The following is a 16800-nucleotide window of genomic DNA, read 5'->3' on the forward strand; positions in this document are numbered from 1 at the left end:
AATGAACAAGCCGAAAGTGTCTTTCATGATTGCGGCCATGTTGCTACTGGCCGGGGTATCTTCTTGCGCATCCGACGCACCCAAGCCTGCCGATCATGAGTCAAATCAGCAGGTGAAACAGGCCGAAACATCGAGTTCCAACAATGTGTACGCCAGCATCCCAAGTGACGAAATTCAGCACGCCATAACAGAGGCTGAGTTTATTTGGGACGCGAAGGACCCGTATTACGGATACAACAGGGTTCCCGTCGTTGCCCGCGTGCACATCGACTCCATCGACGGTGGACGGGCTTTCAGCACCATCTCCGATCAGTACGTATTCCCGCAGACAATCGGGAAGATGACGGTCCGCGACGTCTACAAGGGTGACGTAAAGCCCGGTGACCAGGTGAACTATTCACGGGTCGGTGGGACCGTAACCTTCGATGAGTACTGGAGCAGCCTAAATCAGCAGCAGAGAGATAAAATCCTCCATCTGAATAACGGCCAGAGGCCGACTGCGAAGAAGTACATCCAAAAGAAGGTCCTCGATGATGTCGACATCGAGGCCGGCAAAGAATATGTCGTCTTCCTCTCACCGCAGTCCTCCAAAGATGGAAAACTCCACGAATATTCCATAACCGGATATCAGTTCGGGCTCAGAGAGGTGAAAGGCTCCGGTGCTGAGACAACCGTTCTCAACAATGAGACCAAAACCTGGGAGAGCCTCGATAGTCTTGTAAAGCTGCCTTAGCTGGCGCTACTACGGGTGCCTTATAGTCCTCCTACTTCGTCGAGGGGTATTCGTCGGCCGTGAGCTTGGCACCCCAGACTGTTTCGGCCTCGTCGCTGTCCACGGGCGCTTCCCACAGGGCGAGGTGGCACATGAAGTTGCCTTCCGTCGCGCCGTGCCAGTGCCACTCACTCGCGGGCGTGTAGACGGTATCGCCGGGCTGCAGCTCGATCAGCTCTTCCCCGCGCGATTGCACGTATCCGATGCCTTCCGTGACGTGCAGGGTCTGCCCGACGGCGTGCTTGTGCCACGCTGTGTGCGCGCCAGGAGTGAAGCGCACAAGATTCAGCCGGGCGCGGGACGGTTGCTGGCCGGAGTAGTAAGCGTTGAAGTAGACATCGCCGGTAAACCAGTCAGCGGGTCCCTTGACGGTGGCGGTCTTCGGTTGCCTATGTGTGCTCATCGTTGGTCTGCTCCGATGCCGGTGCTGAGGCTGACGTCCCGCCATTGATCCAGCTGGGTGCGCTCGGCCTGCGCGACGGCGGCGAACAGGTCAAACGCGTCGTTGCCCAGCACCATCAGGGCTGGCGGGTTGGGGCTTTCGGCGACCGCCAGGATGGCTTCCGCCGCCTTGGCAGGGTCGCCCGGTTGCGTGCCGTGCATCGTGTCATTTTCCTTGCGGCGCTTCCCGGCTGTCTCCGCGTAGTCCCCGATCGGCGTCGCTGACTGGGTCAGCGAGCGGCCGGCGAAGTCGGTCCGGAACGCGCCGGGCTCGATGACGGTGACGCTGATCCCGAGTGGCTTCAATTCCTTGTGGAGGGAGCCGGACAGGCCCTCCAGGGCTGCCTTGCTGGCGGAGTAGTATCCGGATCCGGCCGGTGAGATGCGCGCCCCGATGGAGGAGATGTTCAGGATGGACCCGGCCCTGTTGGCGCGCATTCCGGGGAGGACGGCTTTGATCATGCTGACGGCGCCGAAAAAGTTAGTGTCGAACAATTGCCGGATGTCGGCGTCGTCCGCTTCTTCAACCGCGGCACGGTAACCGTAGCCGGCGTTGTTGACCAGCACGTCGATGCCGCCGAAGCGTGCCCTGGCCTGCTCGACAACCGCGCTGATCTCGGCGGTGTTGGTGACGTCGAGCTGAAGGGGAAGGGCGGTGTCCGGGTAGGCAACCGCGATGTCTTCCACGGCGGTGACGTTGCGGGCGGTGACGACGGCGTTGTGGCCGTTGGCGAGCACGGTTTGGGCGAGTGCGCGCCCGAGTCCGGTGGAGCAGCCTGTGATGAGCCAGGTAGTCATGGCGTGTTTCCTTTCGGGGGTGACGTTACGGGCGGACGAGGACTTTCAGGGCCTCGCGGGAATCCATGGCGCGGTAGCCGTCGGGCACGTCGTTCAGGCTGATGGTGCGGTCGAAGACCTTACCGGGGTTTACGGTGCCGTCAAGGACGCCGGGCAGCAGCGTCTCGATGTAGGCGCGCACAGGGGCCGGGCCGCCGGTGAGCGTGATGTTCGGGCCGAACATGGAGCCGAAACCGATCGGAGCGTCCTCGTACTGGGGAACCCCCACCCGGCTGATAACGCCGCCCGGGCGGATCACGCCGAGGGCCTGGTCGTACGCCGGCCGGTGCCCCACACACTCGAGGACGGTGTGCGTTCCGTCGCCGCCGCTGAGCTCGCGCACCTTCTCGATGCCGGCCTCACCGCGCTCGGCAACGACGTCGGTGGCACCGTATTCGATGCCCAGGTCGGTGCGGGCCTTGTGCCGGCCCATCAGGATGATCTGCTCGGCACCCAGCTGCTTGGCGGACAGCACCGCCATCAGCCCGACGGCGCCGTCACCGATGACCGTGACAGTGGTCCGGGCGTTGACGCCCGCCTTGATGGCGGCGTGGTAGCCGGTGCCATAGACGTCAGAGAGGGTCAGGAGCGAGGGCAGCAGCTCGCTGTCCTCACCCACCGGGACCTGGACCAGCGTGCCGTCGGCGAACGGGACGCGGACGGCCTCGGCCTGGGCGCCGCCGATTCCGTTCGAGGCCCAGAACCCGCCGTGGCGGCAGGACGTCTGCAGGCCTTCGCGGCAAAAGACGCAGGTCCCGTCGGACCAGGCGAACGGGGCGATGACGAAGTCGCCCTTCTTCAGAGTGGACACGTCCTTGCCTGTTTCCTCGACGACGCCGATGAACTCGTGGCCCATGGGGCTGCCCTGCCGGGACGAGGGCATGCCGTGGTAGGGGTGCAGGTCGGAGCCGCAGATACAGGAATTGACGATCCGCACGATGGCGTCGGTCGGATTCTGGATGACGGGATCGGGCACGTTCTCCACGCGCACGTCGCCGGCGCCATACATCATGGTTGCTCGCATTTTCGTTTCCTCATCACTTCGTCAGGGGCAGGAGCCCGGGTGTTCCTTTAATAGCCAACCGCACATTCCGCACGCGTGGGAGTGGCTGTTGATACAGGTACCCGCAGTGCCTCCCAGTTGTTGAAGACTTGGGACGTCGCGGTGCTCAACATGGCGGTCGCTTTGACCAGCTCGTGGCTAAGGCAGTATGGGTACTGATGAGCGAAACAAATATACGGATTCTCAAGCCCAGTCGTAAAAAGCCGGCTTCCGGTGACATCTTTGCCTTACAGCTGCCAGACGAGCAGTACGTGTTTGGCAGGGTTATTTCCGTGGATCTTCCTGCGGATAAGGCACCCATGCCCGGCTCATATCTCATCTACATTTACGATCACGTTTCATCTGCGAAAAGTCCCGCATTAGACCAACTAAGACCGGACTTTCTACTCCTCCCGCCCATATTCATAAACCGCATACCCTGGACCAAAGGCTACTTCGAAACCGTCGGCACCCAGCCCCTGTCGGACGAAGATCTATTGGCCCAGCACTGTTTCCGTCGATGGACCGGAGAGTATAGGGATGAACAGGGTCACCCTATTCCTGCACCAGTGGAGCCCTGCGGGGACTGGGCTCTTTCCAGCTATCGCTGGCTGGATGACCACATCAGTGACCAGTTGGGATTTCCGCGCATACCCGAATGAGCGTTATCGCCCAAGCCGCAGTGCCTCCCAGCTCAGACATGCAGCTCGAACTCTGTGTGCCCGTGCCGGATCCCGTTGATTTGCAGCTCCAGGGCGTGGACCCCCGCGTGGTGCACCCGGGTGGTCATCTGCCGGAAGGCATGACGCTTCGATAATGTGCGGGTCTCACCGGCGGCCAGGGTGAGCGCCGCGATCTTGAAGACCTTTGCCGATTGCGTGCCGTTGGCTTTGACGTAGTGGACCACGTAGTCCACCGCGAGCTTGGCATCGTAGTTCCCCGTGTTGGCGATCGCGAAGTCGAAAGCCAGTTCACCCGGTATGGCCACCGAGTTCCGGTCCAGCGTGGGCCCCGTGACAGCCACCGACGCCGGCGCGAACCCCTGCAGCGCGAGCGCACCGGGGTGGGCCTTCTTGATCAGGGTCCGCAGGCCATGCCTGACCACCCATGCGGTGTTGGCGTCCGGCGCGGCCAGCCAGCCAGCCGCCGTCGCCACCACGATCTCTGGTGCGTGCCGGGCCAGATCGTTGAGGTGGTTCGCCACCGAGCGCCGCACGTACTCCGAAGCGTCCCGGTACAGGGCGTCCAGAATGGGGAGGGACGCCTCCGGATGAAGCACGACGGCGGGAACCCGCACCGCCCAGGGGAGATACGCGCGGGTGCCCTCGGAGGCCAGGCGGCGGACATGCTCGTCCGGATGCGCGGTCCAGCCCTGGATGATCTTGAGGGAACGCTCCAGGTCCGCGGCAAGCAGCCGCCGGATGGCGAACTCGCCGGTGAGCCTCGGGGTCAGTTCGGCCAGGAGGGCCAGGCAGTCGTCAAAGTCAGGTGCAGTGCCTGATTCGAGGGCAAGCGTGACGGCCGTTTCGGATACCGGCCAGAGGACCCACCCCGTGAAACCGGCTCCGGAAAGGGCGCTCCGGAAGATGCGTGCCGCCGTCGGGTATCCCGGATCCGGAAGCTGCCGCACGTCCGCCAGTAGGGCTTTGCTCACCGCATCCGTGCGGCCGCGCAGGCTCAACTCGTCCAAATGTGCGGCGGCAGCAGCGACGTGCGGCCAGTCCGATCCCGGAGCGGCCTCAGCCAGGATCCCGGCCAGTGTTTCCACGCCCTGCCGGTTGATCAGCTCATTCATCGCGCCCACTGAGCCAGGCTACCCCGGCAGGCTGACATGCCCGGCGGCGGAGCCAACGCGGCAAAGAACAGGGCCAACACCGGGCAGAAGGGATAATCTTCACCTTAGGCACTCCATAACGGCGCACGGACGGAAATACAGTGGCAGAGCAGGCAGGCAAGAACAGCCTTTGGCGGACCTTCCATGACAAGTTCGTGGTGGAGGAACGCTTTATGGAACCGGCCGCGCGGAAGGCTCTGTACCGGACGGCTGTGGTGCTCATTGGCGTGGGCGCCCTGCTGTTCATCGCCACCCTGGTGGGCGTTCTGCAGAGCAACACCGGCCCCTGGGGTCCCGACGAATCCATCCGCGACTGGCTGCTCTCGCTCCGGTCAGAGACCCTCACGGCCGTGATGATCTTCCTCGCGGTGATCTTTGGCCCTGTTGCCCTGCCAATCATCGTGCTGGTGGTGACGGTGGTCTGGGGGTTCGTGGCCAAGCACGCCTGGCGGCCCATTGTGCTCGCCGCCGCGATGCTCACCGGCGTCGTGACATCGCAGATCATCCTGGCGATCGTCCAGCGCTCGCGGCCGCCGGTGGAACTGATGCTGTTCGGCGCCGACCACACCTACTCATTTCCGTCCGGCCATGTGCTGGGTGCCTGTGACTTCCTGCTGGTGACCACCTTCCTGGTGTTCTCGCGGCGGAAAAATCCGAGGTCGGCCGTCTTCGGCTTCGTTGGTGCGGGCATCGGCGTTGTCCTGGCCGCGCTGAGCCGCCTGTACCTCGGCTACCACTGGCTCAGCGACGCCATGGCTTCAGTCTCCCTCTCGCTGCTGATCCTCGGTGCCGTCATCGCCCTCGATACGTGGCGGACCGCCCGGATCCCCGGTGAACGGATCACGGGCGAGCTCTCCAAAGCGGACGCGCCGGGGGATTAGCCGCGATGGCAACCGAGTCGGATGTCCGCAGCATGTGCCTCGCCCTGCCCGGTGTCACCGAACGCAGCAGCTGGGACCAGCCCGCCTGGTTCGCGAAGACGCTGATGGCGCGCATGTGGGAGGACGGCGTGCTGACGGTGAAGACCACAGAGCGGGAGGCCTTGGCCGGTACGGCGCCCACTACGTATTTCTGGACGCCGCACCACGAGCGTTCGCCGCAGCTGGTGCTGGTCCGGCTGGCGCGGATCGGCACCGAGGAACTCGGCGAACTGCTTGAGGAGTCCTACCGGCTGGCGGGCGGCCGCGGATCCTGACTGGCCGGGGACTCTGGCCGTTACGTGTCCGGGCGTGACCTGGCCCGTCCGAGGGCGCGACGCAGTTCGGCATTGGCTACCTCGAGCTCCAAAACTTTGGCGATGCCGGCAAGATTGAGCCCCTGGTCCAGGAGTTCGCCGATGTGCAGGAGCAGGGCGACATCGGCATCACTGTACTGACGCGTGCCCCCGGCCGTTCGCTCCGGGAGGATCAGCCCTTTTGTCTCGTAGAGCCTGATGTTCTGCTGCCCGGTCCCTGCCAGCTTTGCCGCCACGGAGATGGCATACAGTGCCTGCCCGGCCCGAGGTCCCGGTTTTTGTCCTGGTGTTCCACTGACCGCGTCCACTCCAAAATTCCCTCCCCGTGATGTTGCATCAGTCTCGCACGAGTGCTATAAAAAATCTATATCCACCACCACAGATAAACGATGGTGGGTATAGCAACTGGAAGTAACTTCTAGAAACTGAAGGAGTGGGAAATGATGTTGATGCGTACGGACCCGTTCCGTGAGCTGGACCGGCTCACCCAGCAGGTCTTCGGAACCGCAGCCCGGCCGGCGGCCATGCCCATGGACGCCTGGCAGGAAGACGGCGAGTTCGTGGTGGCGTTCGACCTCCCGGGCGTCAAGATCGATTCAGTGGACCTCAATGTTGAACGCAACGTACTGACTGTCCGGGCGGAGCGCCAGGACCCCACACAGCCCAATGTGGAGCTGGTGGCCTCAGAGCGTCCGCGCGGTGTCTTCAGTCGCCAGCTCATCCTGGGCGACACGCTCAATGCGGACAACATCAAGGCCAGCTACGACCAGGGCGTCCTGACCCTGCGGATCCCAGTGGCGGAGCAGGCCAAGCCGCGCAGGATCGAGATCGAAACCAAGCAGGGTTCCTTGCACGAGATCGGTAAATAGGTCCGGACCGCGGGGGCACCGGCTGCAGTCGGTGCCCCCGCGCCGTCCCCGTAAGATCCCCGAGACGTACCCGCCATGACCAGCCAGCCGGACTACTACGCCGCCCTGAGGGTGAAACCCGCTGCCAGCCAGCAGGAGATCTCGCGCGCCTACCGGGCGCTGATGCGCACCCACCACCCCGACGTCGACGGCGGCCCAAAGGGTGACCGCAACGTCCAGGATGGAGAGTTGCTGCGGATCATGCAGGCGTTCGCTGTCCTCCGTGACCCGGCGCGGCGCGCAGCCTACGACCGGAGCCGCAACGGAGCAAGCGCGGCGGGTGGCGCCCCGACCGTCGTCCCGGTCCGGAAGGTCAGCAGCCGGTCCGTGTCGGCCGGCAACACCATCAGGATCACGCCGGTGCGCTGGGAAAGCGGACCCTGGACGTAAACCCCGTAAGACGACAGCCACCACCGCGAGGAGGCGGAAAACAATGAGCGACTGGCGCCGCTACGACTCCCACCTGATCCCTGCCTTTCACGAACGCTTCGAACAGCGCTGGGGCGAGGGTACTGCACCGTTCCTGGACCCCGAAGCCCACGAAGAGCCGCTTCCCCGCGCGCAGTGGATCAACCCTGCCACCGGCGCAGCCTTGGCAGTGGTGCCGGTGTGGACCGCAGAAGACGAACAGCAGCGTTCCTTCGGAGTGTTCTATCTTCCGCCTGCCGGGGACGTCTGGGTGCTGCGGCCCGGTTACACCGGCTATTTGGAGCCGGCAGACGGCGACGCGGAGCAACTCGTCACGCTCCGGAATGATGCCTTCCGGAAGGCCGTGGCGCACGCCAAGGAGTTCCTCTTCGGCTCACAATGAACCGGCCGCGTCCGTGCCGCTGCCCAGCAGGCTGCGGGTGAGGGTTTCGGCGTCGGCCATCAGATCCTCCACGGCGGCCGCCAGATGCGAATCGGACACCGGCGTGTTATCCAGCGCCGCAGCCACCACCGCCCGCCGGACCAGTTCCCGGGCGAAGGAGGCGGTGGTTCCCGCCGTCCGTTCCGCGGCGGCATCCAGTGCCGCCGGGCTGAACGCCACCATGCGGCCGTACAGTTCCAGCAGCCTGACCCGCTCGGCATGGGCCGGCAGCGGGATCTCCACCGCGAGGTCCACCCGGCCCGGGCGCTGCGCCAGCGCCCGCTCCAGCATGTCAGGCCGGTTGGTGGTGAGGACAAACGCGACGTCGGCGTCGTTATCCAAGCCGTCCATGGCGTCCAACACCTCAAAGAGCAGCGGCTGCGGCCCGTGCCCGAAACTCCGGTCCTCGGCAATAAGATCGCAATCCTCCAGCACGACGATCGAGGGCTGCAGCGCCCGCGCCATGCGGGCCGCCTCCGAGATCCTGGCGAGGGAACCGCCCGAGAGGAGGATCGCCGTCGAGCCTTCACTCTGGCTCAGCAGGTGCCGGACGGTGTGCGTCTTGCCGGTGCCCGGGCGGCCGTACAGCAGGATGCCCCGTTTGAGATGCTGACCGTGCTGTTTGAGGGACGCCCGGTGCGTGGCGATGCCCACGGTGTGGTCCGCGACCTTCTGCAGCAGGCCGTCGGGCAGGATTTTCGGAGTTGAACAATTTCACTGTTCCCGTTGCCATGTCTGTTTTCTTCGCCACGCTCTCTGTGCTGCCGGACGTCACGGGCCGGCGGGCCGCGGAGACCCTCTTCCGCTGTCCCAAACGCACGGTGCCGGATCGGCACGTGCAAGCGTCCCGCCGCTGAAACAGTCCGACGGCCCTCGATAGCCTTCACGTCAGAGCATCATCAGCAGGCAGCAGGCAGCAGGCAGCAGGCAGCAGGCAGCAGGCAGCCGGCGACGATGCAGACGATGCCGACCGAGGTCAGGATCCATCCGGGAATCAAGACGACGGTGCGTCCGTATCAGAATGGCGAACAGCGGCGTACAGTGTGGAACTACCGGCGACGGCCAAGGTCGTCCGAGGCGACTGCGGGCTTGGCGTGACAGCGGGGCTGAACCGTTGGCCGTATCCACAAGAAAATGCATACCGACAACAGGAGGTCAAGATGGCAGGTTTAATTCGCAAGAGCCTCGATTCGCCTGAGGAGACCAGGCCGTTCGAGGGTGGGACGGGTCAGCTCCAACTGGTAAACATGGAAGCGGGCGGCGTCGGCCGCGCCACATTCCTGCCGGGGTGGAGGTGGTCCGAGCACGTAAAGCCGATCGCTAAGACGGACAGTTGCCAAGCCTCCCACATGGGCTACTTCATCTCCGGACGGATGAAGGTTGTCATGGACGACGGCGAAGAAATGGAGTACGGGCCTGGGGACTTCGGCATCATGCCTCCTGGGCACGACGCCTGGATTCTTGGCGACGAGCCGTGTGTCGTGATCGACTGGCAGGGATTCGCTGACTACGCCAAGCGGTGATATGAAAGCTGGCAGGTCAGACTCTCGGGCGGGAACCGTCGTTCCACCCTGTTCGGATCCAGGCTCGACCAGTGCGGTGCGATGCCAATGCAGCAGGCAGAGCTGACGAGCAACGAGGTTGAGTCTCGCCGGCCGGCAAGCCTGAGGACCTGATCGAGCGCCGCTTCACCGCGCCGGCGCCGAGCCGGCTGTGGGTCGCTGACATAAGCTATGTCCGCACGTTCGCCGGTTGGGTCTATGGTCCATCACGCCGATCGCGGAGTGCAGCACCGGGCGATCCGCTACACCCAGCGACTGGAAGAAGCAGACGCCGTTGCCTCCGTAGGGTCGAAAGGCGATTCGTACGACTATGCCCTTGCCGGGGAGTCACGGGGCTTCCGCCGACTGCGACTTCTGAACACCAGGGACATCCAATTCTGAAGATGACGCGTGGGTCTGATGGCCACGACTTTGGGTCCGAGTAGTGCCTCAAGTCAAGATGCTCGCGAAAATCGTTTCGGTGCCTCAGCTATTTTTGCTGGCAAGGTTGGTGTAGTCGGGCTGGGACAGCGGAAACTGGGGAACAGCTGCGACTGCTGCACCATGTCGCTGAGTGACTGGTGGTGCCGCTGGGCGCCGCCGATGCCCACCAGCCGGCTGCCCGGATCCTGACCGGCAAACTCCGCCATCAGGATGTCCGCGTCCACAAACCGGTGCGGCGGGATGTTCTCCACCACCACGGAGAGGCCTTCAGCCGGCTCACCCAGGTGCTCCGTCAGCGCCTCAAGCAGCTGCTTGCCCGCCCGCTGCCGGTGGTTTCCGGCCTGCGCCAGCTGGACCAGCTCGGAAAAATCGTCGATGAACTTCCCCAGTTTTTCATCCATGCTCAGACCCTAGCAGCGACGCTCGTCAGCCCCGCTCCGGTGTGCCATTCTGGGACGTACCCGTTCCACGCTTTCTCGGTCATGAAGGACTGAATCCATGCACATTTCCGCCAAGGACCTGGCCGCCCTCATCCCTGCGGACTTCACGCTGGGCGTGGCCACGGCGGCCTTCCAGATCGAGGGCGCCCTTACTGAAGACGGCAGGGGCACGGCGGGCTGGGACGTGTTTTCGGCCAAGGAAGGTGCCATCGTGGACGGGCACAGCCCGGCCGTAGCCTGCGACCACTACCACCGCATGCCCGGCGATGTTGCCCTTATGAAGCAGCTGGGCGTCGACTCGTACCGGTTCTCACTGTCCTGGCCCCGGATCCAGCCCAACGGCAGCGGCCCGATGAACCCTGCCGGGCTGGCGTTCTATGACCGGCTTCTGGACGAACTCCTGGCCAACGGGATTTCGCCCATGGTCACCCTCTATCACTGGGACACTCCGCTGGCACTGGACGACGCTGGCGGCTGGATGAATCGCGATACCGCCTACCGCCTGGGCGAGTTCGCCGCGATTGCCGCTGATGCGTACGGCGACCGCGTTGCCCGCTGGGTCACCATCAACGAGCCCGCCACGGTCAGCACCAACGGCTACACCATGGGCCTGCACTCACCGGGCGAAGCACTTATGGTCAACGCGTTGCCTACCGTGCACCACCAGCTTCTGGGCCACGGGCTCGCGATGCAGGCGTTGCGGGCGGCGGGGGTCCCAGGCGAGATCGGGATGACCAACGTGTACTCGCCCATGGTCCCGAACTCCATCAACCCCCTGGACTGGATGAGTGCGGGCCTGATGGACATTGCCCAGAACCGGCTGTACGCGGACCCCGTCCTCACTGGCCAATATCCGGATATCATCCGCGCCGCGAAGTTCTTCGGCTCCTTTGACCATCCGGACGGGGACATGGAGATCATCTCCCAGCCGCTGGATTTCTACGGGCTGAACTACTACATGCCCACGAAGGTAGCCGTCGGCCCCGGTGAGGGGGCGGTGCCGGCGACCATGGCGGAGGCCATGGGCAGCGACCTGAGTGCGGCAGGCAACGGTTCCACGCCGTTCCACGTGGAGGCCTGGCCCGAAGCGGACATCACCTCCTACGGCTGGCCGGTGAAGCCCGAGTACATGGCGGTGGCGCTGAAGGAGATGGCGGAGCGATACCCGCATCTGCCGCCGGTGATCATCACCGAGGGCGGGGCCAGTTTTGAGGACATCGTCGTCCGGGACAAGTCCACCAACACCACCTTCATCCCGGACGAGCGGCGGCTGAAATACCTGTCGGACCACATCGAGTCAGCGCTGAAGGCCACGGCTCCCGGCGGTGACGCCGAGGGCATTGACCTGCGGGGCTACTACGTGTGGTCGCTCATGGACAATTTCGAATGGTCGGCAGGCTACAACCAGCCGTTTGGCCTGCTGCATGTTGATTTCGAGACCCTGGAGCGCACGCCGAAGGCGTCCTACTTCTGGCTTCAGGAGCTCATCGAGGAGCGGAACCTTGCCGCGGCGGCGGGTGCCGCCGTCGCGCAGGCCGCCAGTGAGGAACCGGACACTGCCGTTGATCCCGAGACGGCGGTATCTCCCGACGACGGCGTGACCACCTCGGGTGCCACCGCCTAGCCTCGTGGGGATATGTTGCTCGGACTTAGGCCCGTTCGCCGGAACCTAGCCGGCGTGGTGCGCGTCCTCCGGGTCCTCGGGTGAGTCATCGCGCCGTTCCTTCACGAGCTTGCTGGCACTCACCAGCCGTAGCGCGGTCACCAGCAGGATCCCGCCAAGCACGTTAAAGACCACTACATAGGAAAACCAGCCGAGCCATTGAAGGTAGTTGATGTCGGCACCCGCGTGGATGGCACCGAAGATCAGCAGCGAGTCCAGGATCGAGTGGAAGAGCTGCAGCCCGTAGAGCAGGAAAGCGCCAACGACGGCGGCCGCGATCTTGCCGGTGACGCTGTCCGTCCCGTGCTGCATGCGGGTCATCAACGTGATGGTGCTCCCCGCCAACACGGCAAGACACACGGTTTTCCAGTTAAACCCGGCGTCGAGATAGTGGGTGGCTTCCTTCGTGATGGTCTCGCTCCACTGCGGGAACGCTGTCATGATCAATGCCATGAACAGCCAACCGCCCGCCAGGTTGGCAATGAGTGTGCCGCCCCAGAGCTTCCCGAGCTGCGCGTAGCTTGCCTCCCGTGCGACGACGGCGGCTATGGGTACCAGGAAGCCTTCCGTGAACAGTTCGCTCTTGGCCAGCAGCAGGGCGATGAGGCCTGCACTGAAGGCCAGCCCCGCGAGAAGGTGGTTCCCGGTCTCATGGAGAACGCCGAGGTAGGCCATAATGCCAACGCCTATTTCAAACCCGCCGAACAAACCGGTGATGAGCACGTCCCGAAAGGAGCGGTTCAGCCGCTGCGCGCCTTCCTCAACCGTGCGGTCGAAGGATTCCTCCACCTCCTCCTCAACCGGGCCTGGATTGTCGCCAAGTTCCCGCCGCCGTTCATCGCCGTCAGTGTCGCTCATTCGTGTCGCCTACCCGCCTGAAGGTGTGAGGTCATTCTATTGCTGACCCGGCGGGATCTAGAGGAGGTCCAGGAGCTTGAGCTGTTTGGCCATCCCCGCGCCGTCGGGCGAATAGATCCAGGGCACCGCGGAGGTGGTGTGGTCGCCGTCCTCGGAGTGCCCGCCGGCGAAGACGGACTCGCTGACGGAAAGCTGCCGGATGGCGATGGCGGCCACCCTGTCGGCGTTTTCCTGGGCGAAGCCTGAGTAAATCTGTTCGTCGTGCTGGCCGTTGTCGCCGATCAGGAGCCACCGCATGTCCGGGAATTCCTTGGCGAGGCGCTCCAGATTTCGGTGCTTGTGCTCCTGCCCGCTGCGGAACCAACGGTCCTGTGTCAGGCCCCAGTCGGTGAGCAGGAGGGCGCCGGAGGGATACATGTTCCGGCCCAGGAACCGCGCCAGGGTGGGGGCAGCATTCCACGGGCCCGTGGACAGGTAGATGACGGGCGCGTCCGGGTGTTCAATGGTGAGCCGTTCCAGCAGGACCGCCATCCCCGGCGTTGCCATCCGTGCCCGTTCGCTGAGGACAAACGTGTTCCACAGGGCCAGGAATGGCCTCGGCAGGGCGGTGACCATCACGGTGTCGTCGATGTCGGACACGATGCCGAACTTCGCGTCGGCACCTATCACCTGGATCCGCGTCTCCACGGGTTCGGTCGCGTCAGCCCTCAGGACGGCGGTGTGCCAGCCCGGCGGGAGCTGCACGTCCACCACTGTATCGATGAGCCCACCGCGGTCCGCCCGGACCCGGGTGGTGACGCCGCCGATAGTAATTTCCACCTCGACGAACTGCAGCGGGACGCTGGTGAAGGCCCGCCAGCCGCGGACGTTTTGTGTGCCGTTACGTGCTGCGTGCTCGGCCCGGCTGCCCGGGGCCGGATTCTTGGTCAACAGGACGCGGCCGAGCACGCGTACCCAGCCGGTCGAACCGTAGCCCTGGTACGCGATGGTCTGAGGTGCGAAATTCCAGCCCTTGGCGAGCTGGATGCGGACGGCGTTGACGACGGCGGAGATCCGGTGCGCCAGGCGTAAAAGCTGGGTGCCGGACAGCGGTGCGGGGTGCGTAGTGTTCTGCGGTGAATTCTGAGGAGCCCTGTCCATGTCTCCACTCTGCCACAGCGCAGCCGCTCGCCCGGCACGTTCGGCGGTCCCGCCGTCGTGCGTGACGTCAGCCTCCACCAAGGAGCCAGCGGAGGGTGTCGGCGTTCCGCACGGCGTTCCCGCCGCCGTCGTTGTTGAAATAGGCATAGACATCCTTGCCTGCCGCGGACCATTCGCGGATCCGGTCCGCCCACCACTGCAGGTCCGTATCGGAGTAGGAGCCGCCATACAGGTGCTGATGGTCAGGCCCGTGGAGCCGGATGTAGACGAAGGGCGCTGTGGCGCGGAGGATGCACGGCAGTTGGGCGCCGCTCATGATGCAGTAGGCGGCCTGGTGCCGTTCCAGCAAGGCGTACACGTCCGGATGGTCCCAGCTGGGGTGCCGGAACTCCACGGTCACCCGGATCCACCACGGGACCGCGGCGAGGAAGTGATCCAGCCGGGCATCATCGCGCTGCAGCTGCGGTGGCAGTTGGACCAGCAGGACAGCGCGTTTGTCGCCCAGCTCGTGCCAGCAGCGGGCGATGCGTTCCAGCCAGACTTCGGGTCCGTAGAGTTTCTTGCCGTGCGTCAGGCCGCGGGGGGCTTTGACGGACATCGCGAACCCGTCCGGGAGCCTGCGCCGCCAGCTGGCGAAGGACGTGTCCCGGGGCCACCGGTAAAAGCTGGCGTTCAACTCAACGGTGCCGAACCGGGAAACGTAGTGCTGGAGCCTGTCCTGGGCCGGGAGGCCTGGCGGGTAGAGCACGTTCTCCCAGTGGTCATAGCTCCAGCCGGAGGTGCCGATATGTACAGCCACGGTCAGCTGACCCGCAGGGATGAAGGGTGAACCATGATGCCTCCGGTGTTCGTGGACCGGCCGTCAACTCAGGCTACACCGCCGGGCTTTGCCGCTATCGTTCACCGTTGTTCCCCTGAGGGCCCATCCTTGTGGCAGGGTATGGGCATGGCGCGCATTGAAGATTATGCAGTTGTTGGCGACCTCCACACCGGCGCCCTGGTCAGCACCGAGGGTTCCATCGACTGGCTTTGCCTGCCGCGCTTCGACTCTCCGGCATGTTTCAACGCGCTCCTGGATACGCCGGAGGCCGGACGCTGGCTACTGGCACCCGAGAGCGGCGGCACCTGCACCAGGCGCGGCTACCGGGAGGGGACCCTGATCCTGGAAACAGAATGGGAAACCCCGGAGGGTACCGTCAGGGTTATTGACTTCATGCCGCCACGTGACGCAGTGGCGGACATCGTGCGGATCGTCGAGGGCGTGAGCGGAAGCGTCAGGATGCACGGTGAACTGGCGCTGAGGTTCGACTACGGGCATATCGTTCCCTGGGTGCGGCGCGACAAGCACGGCCTGCATGCCATCGCCGGCCCAGACTCCGTCTACTTCGTCACCAAGGCGCCGCTTCACGGCGAGAACAAGCACTCCGTCAGTGACTTCACAGTCCAGGCAGGGGAGCGCATCCCCTTTGTCCTGACGTGGGCGCCCAGCCACGTTCCCCGCCCGCACACAGTGGACGCCGAGGTAGTGCTGGGCACCACCCTGGCCTTCTGGCGCGGCTGGGCATCGCAGTGCACCGTCCAGGGAAAGTACCAGGATGCCGTGGTCCGTTCGCTGGTGACCCTGAAGGCGCTGACCTACGCTCCCACGGGCGGCATCGTCGCTGCGGTCACCACGTCCCTGCCGGAACAGCTGGGCGGTCCCCGTAACTGGGATTACCGCTTCTGCTGGTTGCGGGACGCCACCATGACGCTGCAGGCGCTCCTGGCCGCCGGCTACACCACCGAGGCTGCCGCCTGGCGTGACTGGCTGCTCCGCGCTGTGGCGGGCGATCCGGCCGACCTGCAGATCATGTACGGAATCCACGGCGAACGCCGGCTTCCGGAAATGGAACTGCCGTGGCTTGCCGGGTACGAGAATTCAAAACCGGTACGGACCGGCAACGGTGCCGCCGATCAGCTTCAGCTGGACGTCTGGGGCGAGGTCCTGGACTGCCTGGCGCTGACCAGGAACTCCCTGCTGAAACACACGGACGAGTCTTGGGACGTGCAGGTGGCCCTGATGCAGCACCTGGAGACCATCTGGGACCAGCCGGACAACGGACTCTGGGAGATGCGCGGGCCGCGGCGCCATTTCACGCATTCCAAGGTGATGGCCTGGGTGGCCGCAGACCGGATGGTTAAGGGCGTCCGCGATTTCGGCCTGCCCGGCCCCGTGGAACGCTGGGAGGCCCTTCGTGACACCATCCACCAGGACGTCATGGCCAACGGCTTCGACCCCGTCCGCAACACCTTTGTGCAGGCGTATGGCCGGCCCGAACTGGACGCCAGCCTGCTGCTGATCCCGCGGGTGGGCTTCCTCCCGCCGGATGATCCCCGCGTGCTGGGGACCATTAACATGATCCAGCGGGAGCTCACCGAAGACGGTTTTGTGCTCCGCTACCGTCCCGCCGACAGCGACGACGGGCTCCCGGGGGACGAAGGCGTGTTCCTGGCGTGCTCGTTCTGGATGGTGGAGGCCCTGCTGGGCGCTGGGCGCACGGCGGAGTCCACCGAACTCTTCGAACGGTTGCTGGAACTCCGCAACGATGTGGGTCTGCTGAGCGAGGAGTGGGGCGTCAGGGCGGGGCGGCAGCTGGGCAATACACCCCAGGCCTTCAGCCATTTCGCGCTTGTGACAAGCGCTCTTGAGCTGCATCAGGATACAGTTCGCCGAAGTGACACACCTATTCCCCCGGAGACAGAACGGGTAGGGCAATGAGGGCCTGAGGGTCCGCCCGCTCTTCACCTCCGCGGGAT

The 16800-nt window shown here is 64.6% G+C and carries 19 protein-coding genes and 1 pseudogene; 10 read left to right on the top strand and 10 right to left on the bottom strand.

The genetic code is table 11. The features are described 5' to 3' along the window. The first annotated feature begins 1 nt into the window (after position 1). The gene (locus AU252_RS14195) at positions 2–733 is read left to right on the top strand and encodes a hypothetical protein (protein ID WP_058931279.1); all 732 of its coding nucleotides are present in this window, start codon (positions 2–4) and stop codon (positions 731–733) included. 31 nt (positions 734–764) lie between these two features. On the opposite strand, the gene AU252_RS14200 is transcribed toward AU252_RS14195, so the two are convergent. From AU252_RS14200 to AU252_RS14210, 3 genes are read right to left on the bottom strand one after another with little or no spacing between them, the layout of a single operon-like run. Further along, positions 765–1175 carry a (R)-mandelonitrile lyase gene (locus tag AU252_RS14200; RefSeq protein ID WP_058931280.1) on the bottom strand — a complete coding sequence of 137 codons (411 nt, stop codon included), beginning with the start codon at positions 1173–1175 and terminating at the stop codon, positions 765–767. Then, positions 1172–2011 carry an oxidoreductase gene (locus AU252_RS14205; RefSeq protein ID WP_058931281.1) on the bottom strand — a complete coding sequence of 280 codons (840 nt, stop codon included), beginning with the start codon at positions 2009–2011 and terminating at the stop codon, positions 1172–1174. Before AU252_RS14205 ends, AU252_RS14200 begins: the two co-directional genes overlap by 4 nt. A gap of 25 nt (positions 2012–2036) precedes the next feature. Beyond that, positions 2037–3074 (bottom strand): zinc-dependent alcohol dehydrogenase family protein, encoded by a 1038-nt coding sequence (locus AU252_RS14210; protein WP_058931282.1) that lies wholly within the window; start codon positions 3072–3074, stop codon positions 2037–2039. Between the two features lie 197 nt (positions 3075–3271). Between AU252_RS14210 and AU252_RS23260 the strand changes: the two genes are divergently transcribed. Next, the gene (locus AU252_RS23260; protein WP_083510404.1) at positions 3272–3754 is read left to right on the top strand and encodes an immunity 26/phosphotriesterase HocA family protein; all 483 of its coding nucleotides are present in this window, start codon (positions 3272–3274) and stop codon (positions 3752–3754) included. A gap of 32 nt (positions 3755–3786) precedes the next feature. On the opposite strand, the gene AU252_RS14215 is transcribed toward AU252_RS23260, so the two are convergent. Then, positions 3787–4887: a hypothetical protein gene (locus AU252_RS14215; RefSeq protein WP_058931283.1), complete on the bottom strand. Its 1101-nt coding sequence runs from the start codon at positions 4885–4887 to the stop codon at positions 3787–3789. A gap of 140 nt (positions 4888–5027) precedes the next feature. Between AU252_RS14215 and AU252_RS14220 the strand changes: the two genes are divergently transcribed. Together AU252_RS14220 and AU252_RS14225 are read left to right on the top strand one after the other, a co-directional pair. Continuing rightward, positions 5028–5807 carry a phosphatase PAP2 family protein gene (locus AU252_RS14220; protein ID WP_058931284.1) on the top strand — a complete coding sequence of 260 codons (780 nt, stop codon included), beginning with the start codon at positions 5028–5030 and terminating at the stop codon, positions 5805–5807. Positions 5808–5812: 5 nt separating this feature from the next. Next, a complete protein-coding gene (locus tag AU252_RS14225; RefSeq protein ID WP_058931285.1) occupies positions 5813–6121 on the top strand; it encodes an MmcQ/YjbR family DNA-binding protein in 309 nt (102 codons plus the stop codon). Between the two features lie 20 nt (positions 6122–6141). Here AU252_RS14225 and AU252_RS14230 read toward each other — a convergent pair whose 3' ends face one another. After that, positions 6142–6468 carry a MerR family transcriptional regulator gene (locus tag AU252_RS14230; protein ID WP_058931286.1) on the bottom strand — a complete coding sequence of 109 codons (327 nt, stop codon included), beginning with the start codon at positions 6466–6468 and terminating at the stop codon, positions 6142–6144. A gap of 135 nt (positions 6469–6603) precedes the next feature. Between AU252_RS14230 and AU252_RS14235 the strand changes: the two genes are divergently transcribed. From AU252_RS14235 to AU252_RS14245, 3 genes are all read left to right on the top strand, one after another. After that, positions 6604–7029 (top strand): Hsp20/alpha crystallin family protein, encoded by a 426-nt coding sequence (locus tag AU252_RS14235; RefSeq protein WP_058932957.1) that lies wholly within the window; start codon positions 6604–6606, stop codon positions 7027–7029. Positions 7030–7104: 75 nt separating this feature from the next. Beyond that, positions 7105–7458: a J domain-containing protein gene (locus AU252_RS14240; RefSeq protein ID WP_058931287.1), complete on the top strand. Its 354-nt coding sequence runs from the start codon at positions 7105–7107 to the stop codon at positions 7456–7458. A 43-nt stretch (positions 7459–7501) separates the two neighbouring features. After that, entirely contained in the window at positions 7502–7879 is a 378-nt protein-coding gene (locus tag AU252_RS14245) for a hypothetical protein (RefSeq protein ID WP_058931288.1), read from the top strand. Here the strand turns inward: AU252_RS14245 and AU252_RS14250 are convergent. Further along, positions 7871–8614 (bottom strand): annotated as a pseudogene (locus AU252_RS14250) (AAA family ATPase); the annotation flags it as partial. The gene AU252_RS14245 and the pseudogene AU252_RS14250 sit on opposite strands and share 9 nt — an antisense overlap. Positions 8615–9078: 464 nt before the next feature. Between AU252_RS14250 and AU252_RS14255 the strand changes: the two are divergent. Next, positions 9079–9441, top strand: a complete 363-nt coding sequence (locus AU252_RS14255) for a cupin domain-containing protein (RefSeq protein ID WP_058931289.1) — start codon at positions 9079–9081, stop codon at positions 9439–9441. Between the two features lie 473 nt (positions 9442–9914). Here the strand turns inward: AU252_RS14255 and AU252_RS23625 are convergent, their stop codons facing one another. Further along, positions 9915–10304, bottom strand: coding sequence for a hypothetical protein (locus tag AU252_RS23625; protein WP_058931290.1), 390 nt, complete (start codon positions 10302–10304; stop codon positions 9915–9917). Between the two features lie 97 nt (positions 10305–10401). Between AU252_RS23625 and AU252_RS14265 the strand changes: the two genes are divergently transcribed. Further along, a complete protein-coding gene (locus tag AU252_RS14265) occupies positions 10402–11967 on the top strand; it encodes a glycoside hydrolase family 1 protein (protein ID WP_058931291.1) in 1566 nt (521 codons plus the stop codon). 45 nt (positions 11968–12012) lie between these two features. On the opposite strand, the gene AU252_RS14270 is transcribed toward AU252_RS14265, so the two are convergent. The 3 genes from AU252_RS14270 to AU252_RS14280 all read right to left on the bottom strand — a co-directional run bounded on the left by AU252_RS14270 (position 12013) and on the right by AU252_RS14280 (position 14803). Next, a complete protein-coding gene (locus tag AU252_RS14270) occupies positions 12013–12864 on the bottom strand; it encodes a formate/nitrite transporter family protein (protein ID WP_058931292.1) in 852 nt (283 codons plus the stop codon). Between the two features lie 57 nt (positions 12865–12921). Then, complete coding sequence (locus AU252_RS14275) at positions 12922–14004, bottom strand: App1 family protein (RefSeq protein ID WP_058932958.1); 1083 nt, start codon at positions 14002–14004, stop codon at positions 12922–12924. A 67-nt stretch (positions 14005–14071) separates the two neighbouring features. Beyond that, on the bottom strand, positions 14072–14803 hold the full coding sequence (locus AU252_RS14280) for a DUF72 domain-containing protein (protein WP_058931293.1): 732 nt from the start codon (positions 14801–14803) through the stop codon (positions 14072–14074). 147 nt (positions 14804–14950) lie between these two features. Here AU252_RS14280 and AU252_RS14285 point away from each other — a divergent pair, with 147 nt between their 5' ends. Continuing rightward, positions 14951–16762: a glycoside hydrolase family 15 protein gene (locus tag AU252_RS14285; protein ID WP_058932959.1), complete on the top strand. Its 1812-nt coding sequence runs from the start codon at positions 14951–14953 to the stop codon at positions 16760–16762. Positions 16763–16800 lie beyond the last annotated feature (38 nt).

Source organism: Pseudarthrobacter sulfonivorans, assembly GCF_001484605.1.
Classification (GTDB): Bacteria; Actinomycetota; Actinomycetes; order Actinomycetales; family Micrococcaceae; genus Arthrobacter; species Arthrobacter sulfonivorans_A.

Excerpts from the sequence above, each read along its gene's own strand:
- AU252_RS14195 (WP_058931279.1), top strand. The coding sequence starts at position 2 with ATGAACAAGCCGAAAGTGTCTTTCATGATTGCGGCCATGTTGCTACTG.
- AU252_RS14200 (WP_058931280.1), bottom strand. The coding sequence starts at position 1,175 with ATGAGCACACATAGGCAACCGAAGACCGCCACCGTCAAGGGACCCGCT.
- AU252_RS14205 (WP_058931281.1), bottom strand. The coding sequence starts at position 2,011 with ATGACTACCTGGCTCATCACAGGCTGCTCCACCGGACTCGGGCGCGCA.
- AU252_RS14210 (WP_058931282.1), bottom strand. The coding sequence starts at position 3,074 with ATGCGAGCAACCATGATGTATGGCGCCGGCGACGTGCGCGTGGAGAAC.
- AU252_RS23260 (WP_083510404.1), top strand. The coding sequence starts at position 3,272 with ATGAGCGAAACAAATATACGGATTCTCAAGCCCAGTCGTAAAAAGCCG.
- AU252_RS14215 (WP_058931283.1), bottom strand. The coding sequence starts at position 4,887 with ATGAATGAGCTGATCAACCGGCAGGGCGTGGAAACACTGGCCGGGATC.
- AU252_RS14225 (WP_058931285.1), top strand. The coding sequence starts at position 5,813 with ATGGCAACCGAGTCGGATGTCCGCAGCATGTGCCTCGCCCTGCCCGGT.
- AU252_RS14235 (WP_058932957.1), top strand. The coding sequence starts at position 6,604 with ATGTTGATGCGTACGGACCCGTTCCGTGAGCTGGACCGGCTCACCCAG.
- AU252_RS14240 (WP_058931287.1), top strand. The coding sequence starts at position 7,105 with ATGACCAGCCAGCCGGACTACTACGCCGCCCTGAGGGTGAAACCCGCT.
- AU252_RS14245 (WP_058931288.1), top strand. The coding sequence starts at position 7,502 with ATGAGCGACTGGCGCCGCTACGACTCCCACCTGATCCCTGCCTTTCAC.
- AU252_RS14255 (WP_058931289.1), top strand. The coding sequence starts at position 9,079 with ATGGCAGGTTTAATTCGCAAGAGCCTCGATTCGCCTGAGGAGACCAGG.
- AU252_RS23625 (WP_058931290.1), bottom strand. The coding sequence starts at position 10,304 with ATGGATGAAAAACTGGGGAAGTTCATCGACGATTTTTCCGAGCTGGTC.
- AU252_RS14265 (WP_058931291.1), top strand. The coding sequence starts at position 10,402 with ATGCACATTTCCGCCAAGGACCTGGCCGCCCTCATCCCTGCGGACTTC.
- AU252_RS14270 (WP_058931292.1), bottom strand. The coding sequence starts at position 12,864 with ATGAGCGACACTGACGGCGATGAACGGCGGCGGGAACTTGGCGACAAT.
- AU252_RS14275 (WP_058932958.1), bottom strand. The coding sequence starts at position 14,004 with ATGGACAGGGCTCCTCAGAATTCACCGCAGAACACTACGCACCCCGCA.
- AU252_RS14285 (WP_058932959.1), top strand. The coding sequence starts at position 14,951 with ATGGCGCGCATTGAAGATTATGCAGTTGTTGGCGACCTCCACACCGGC.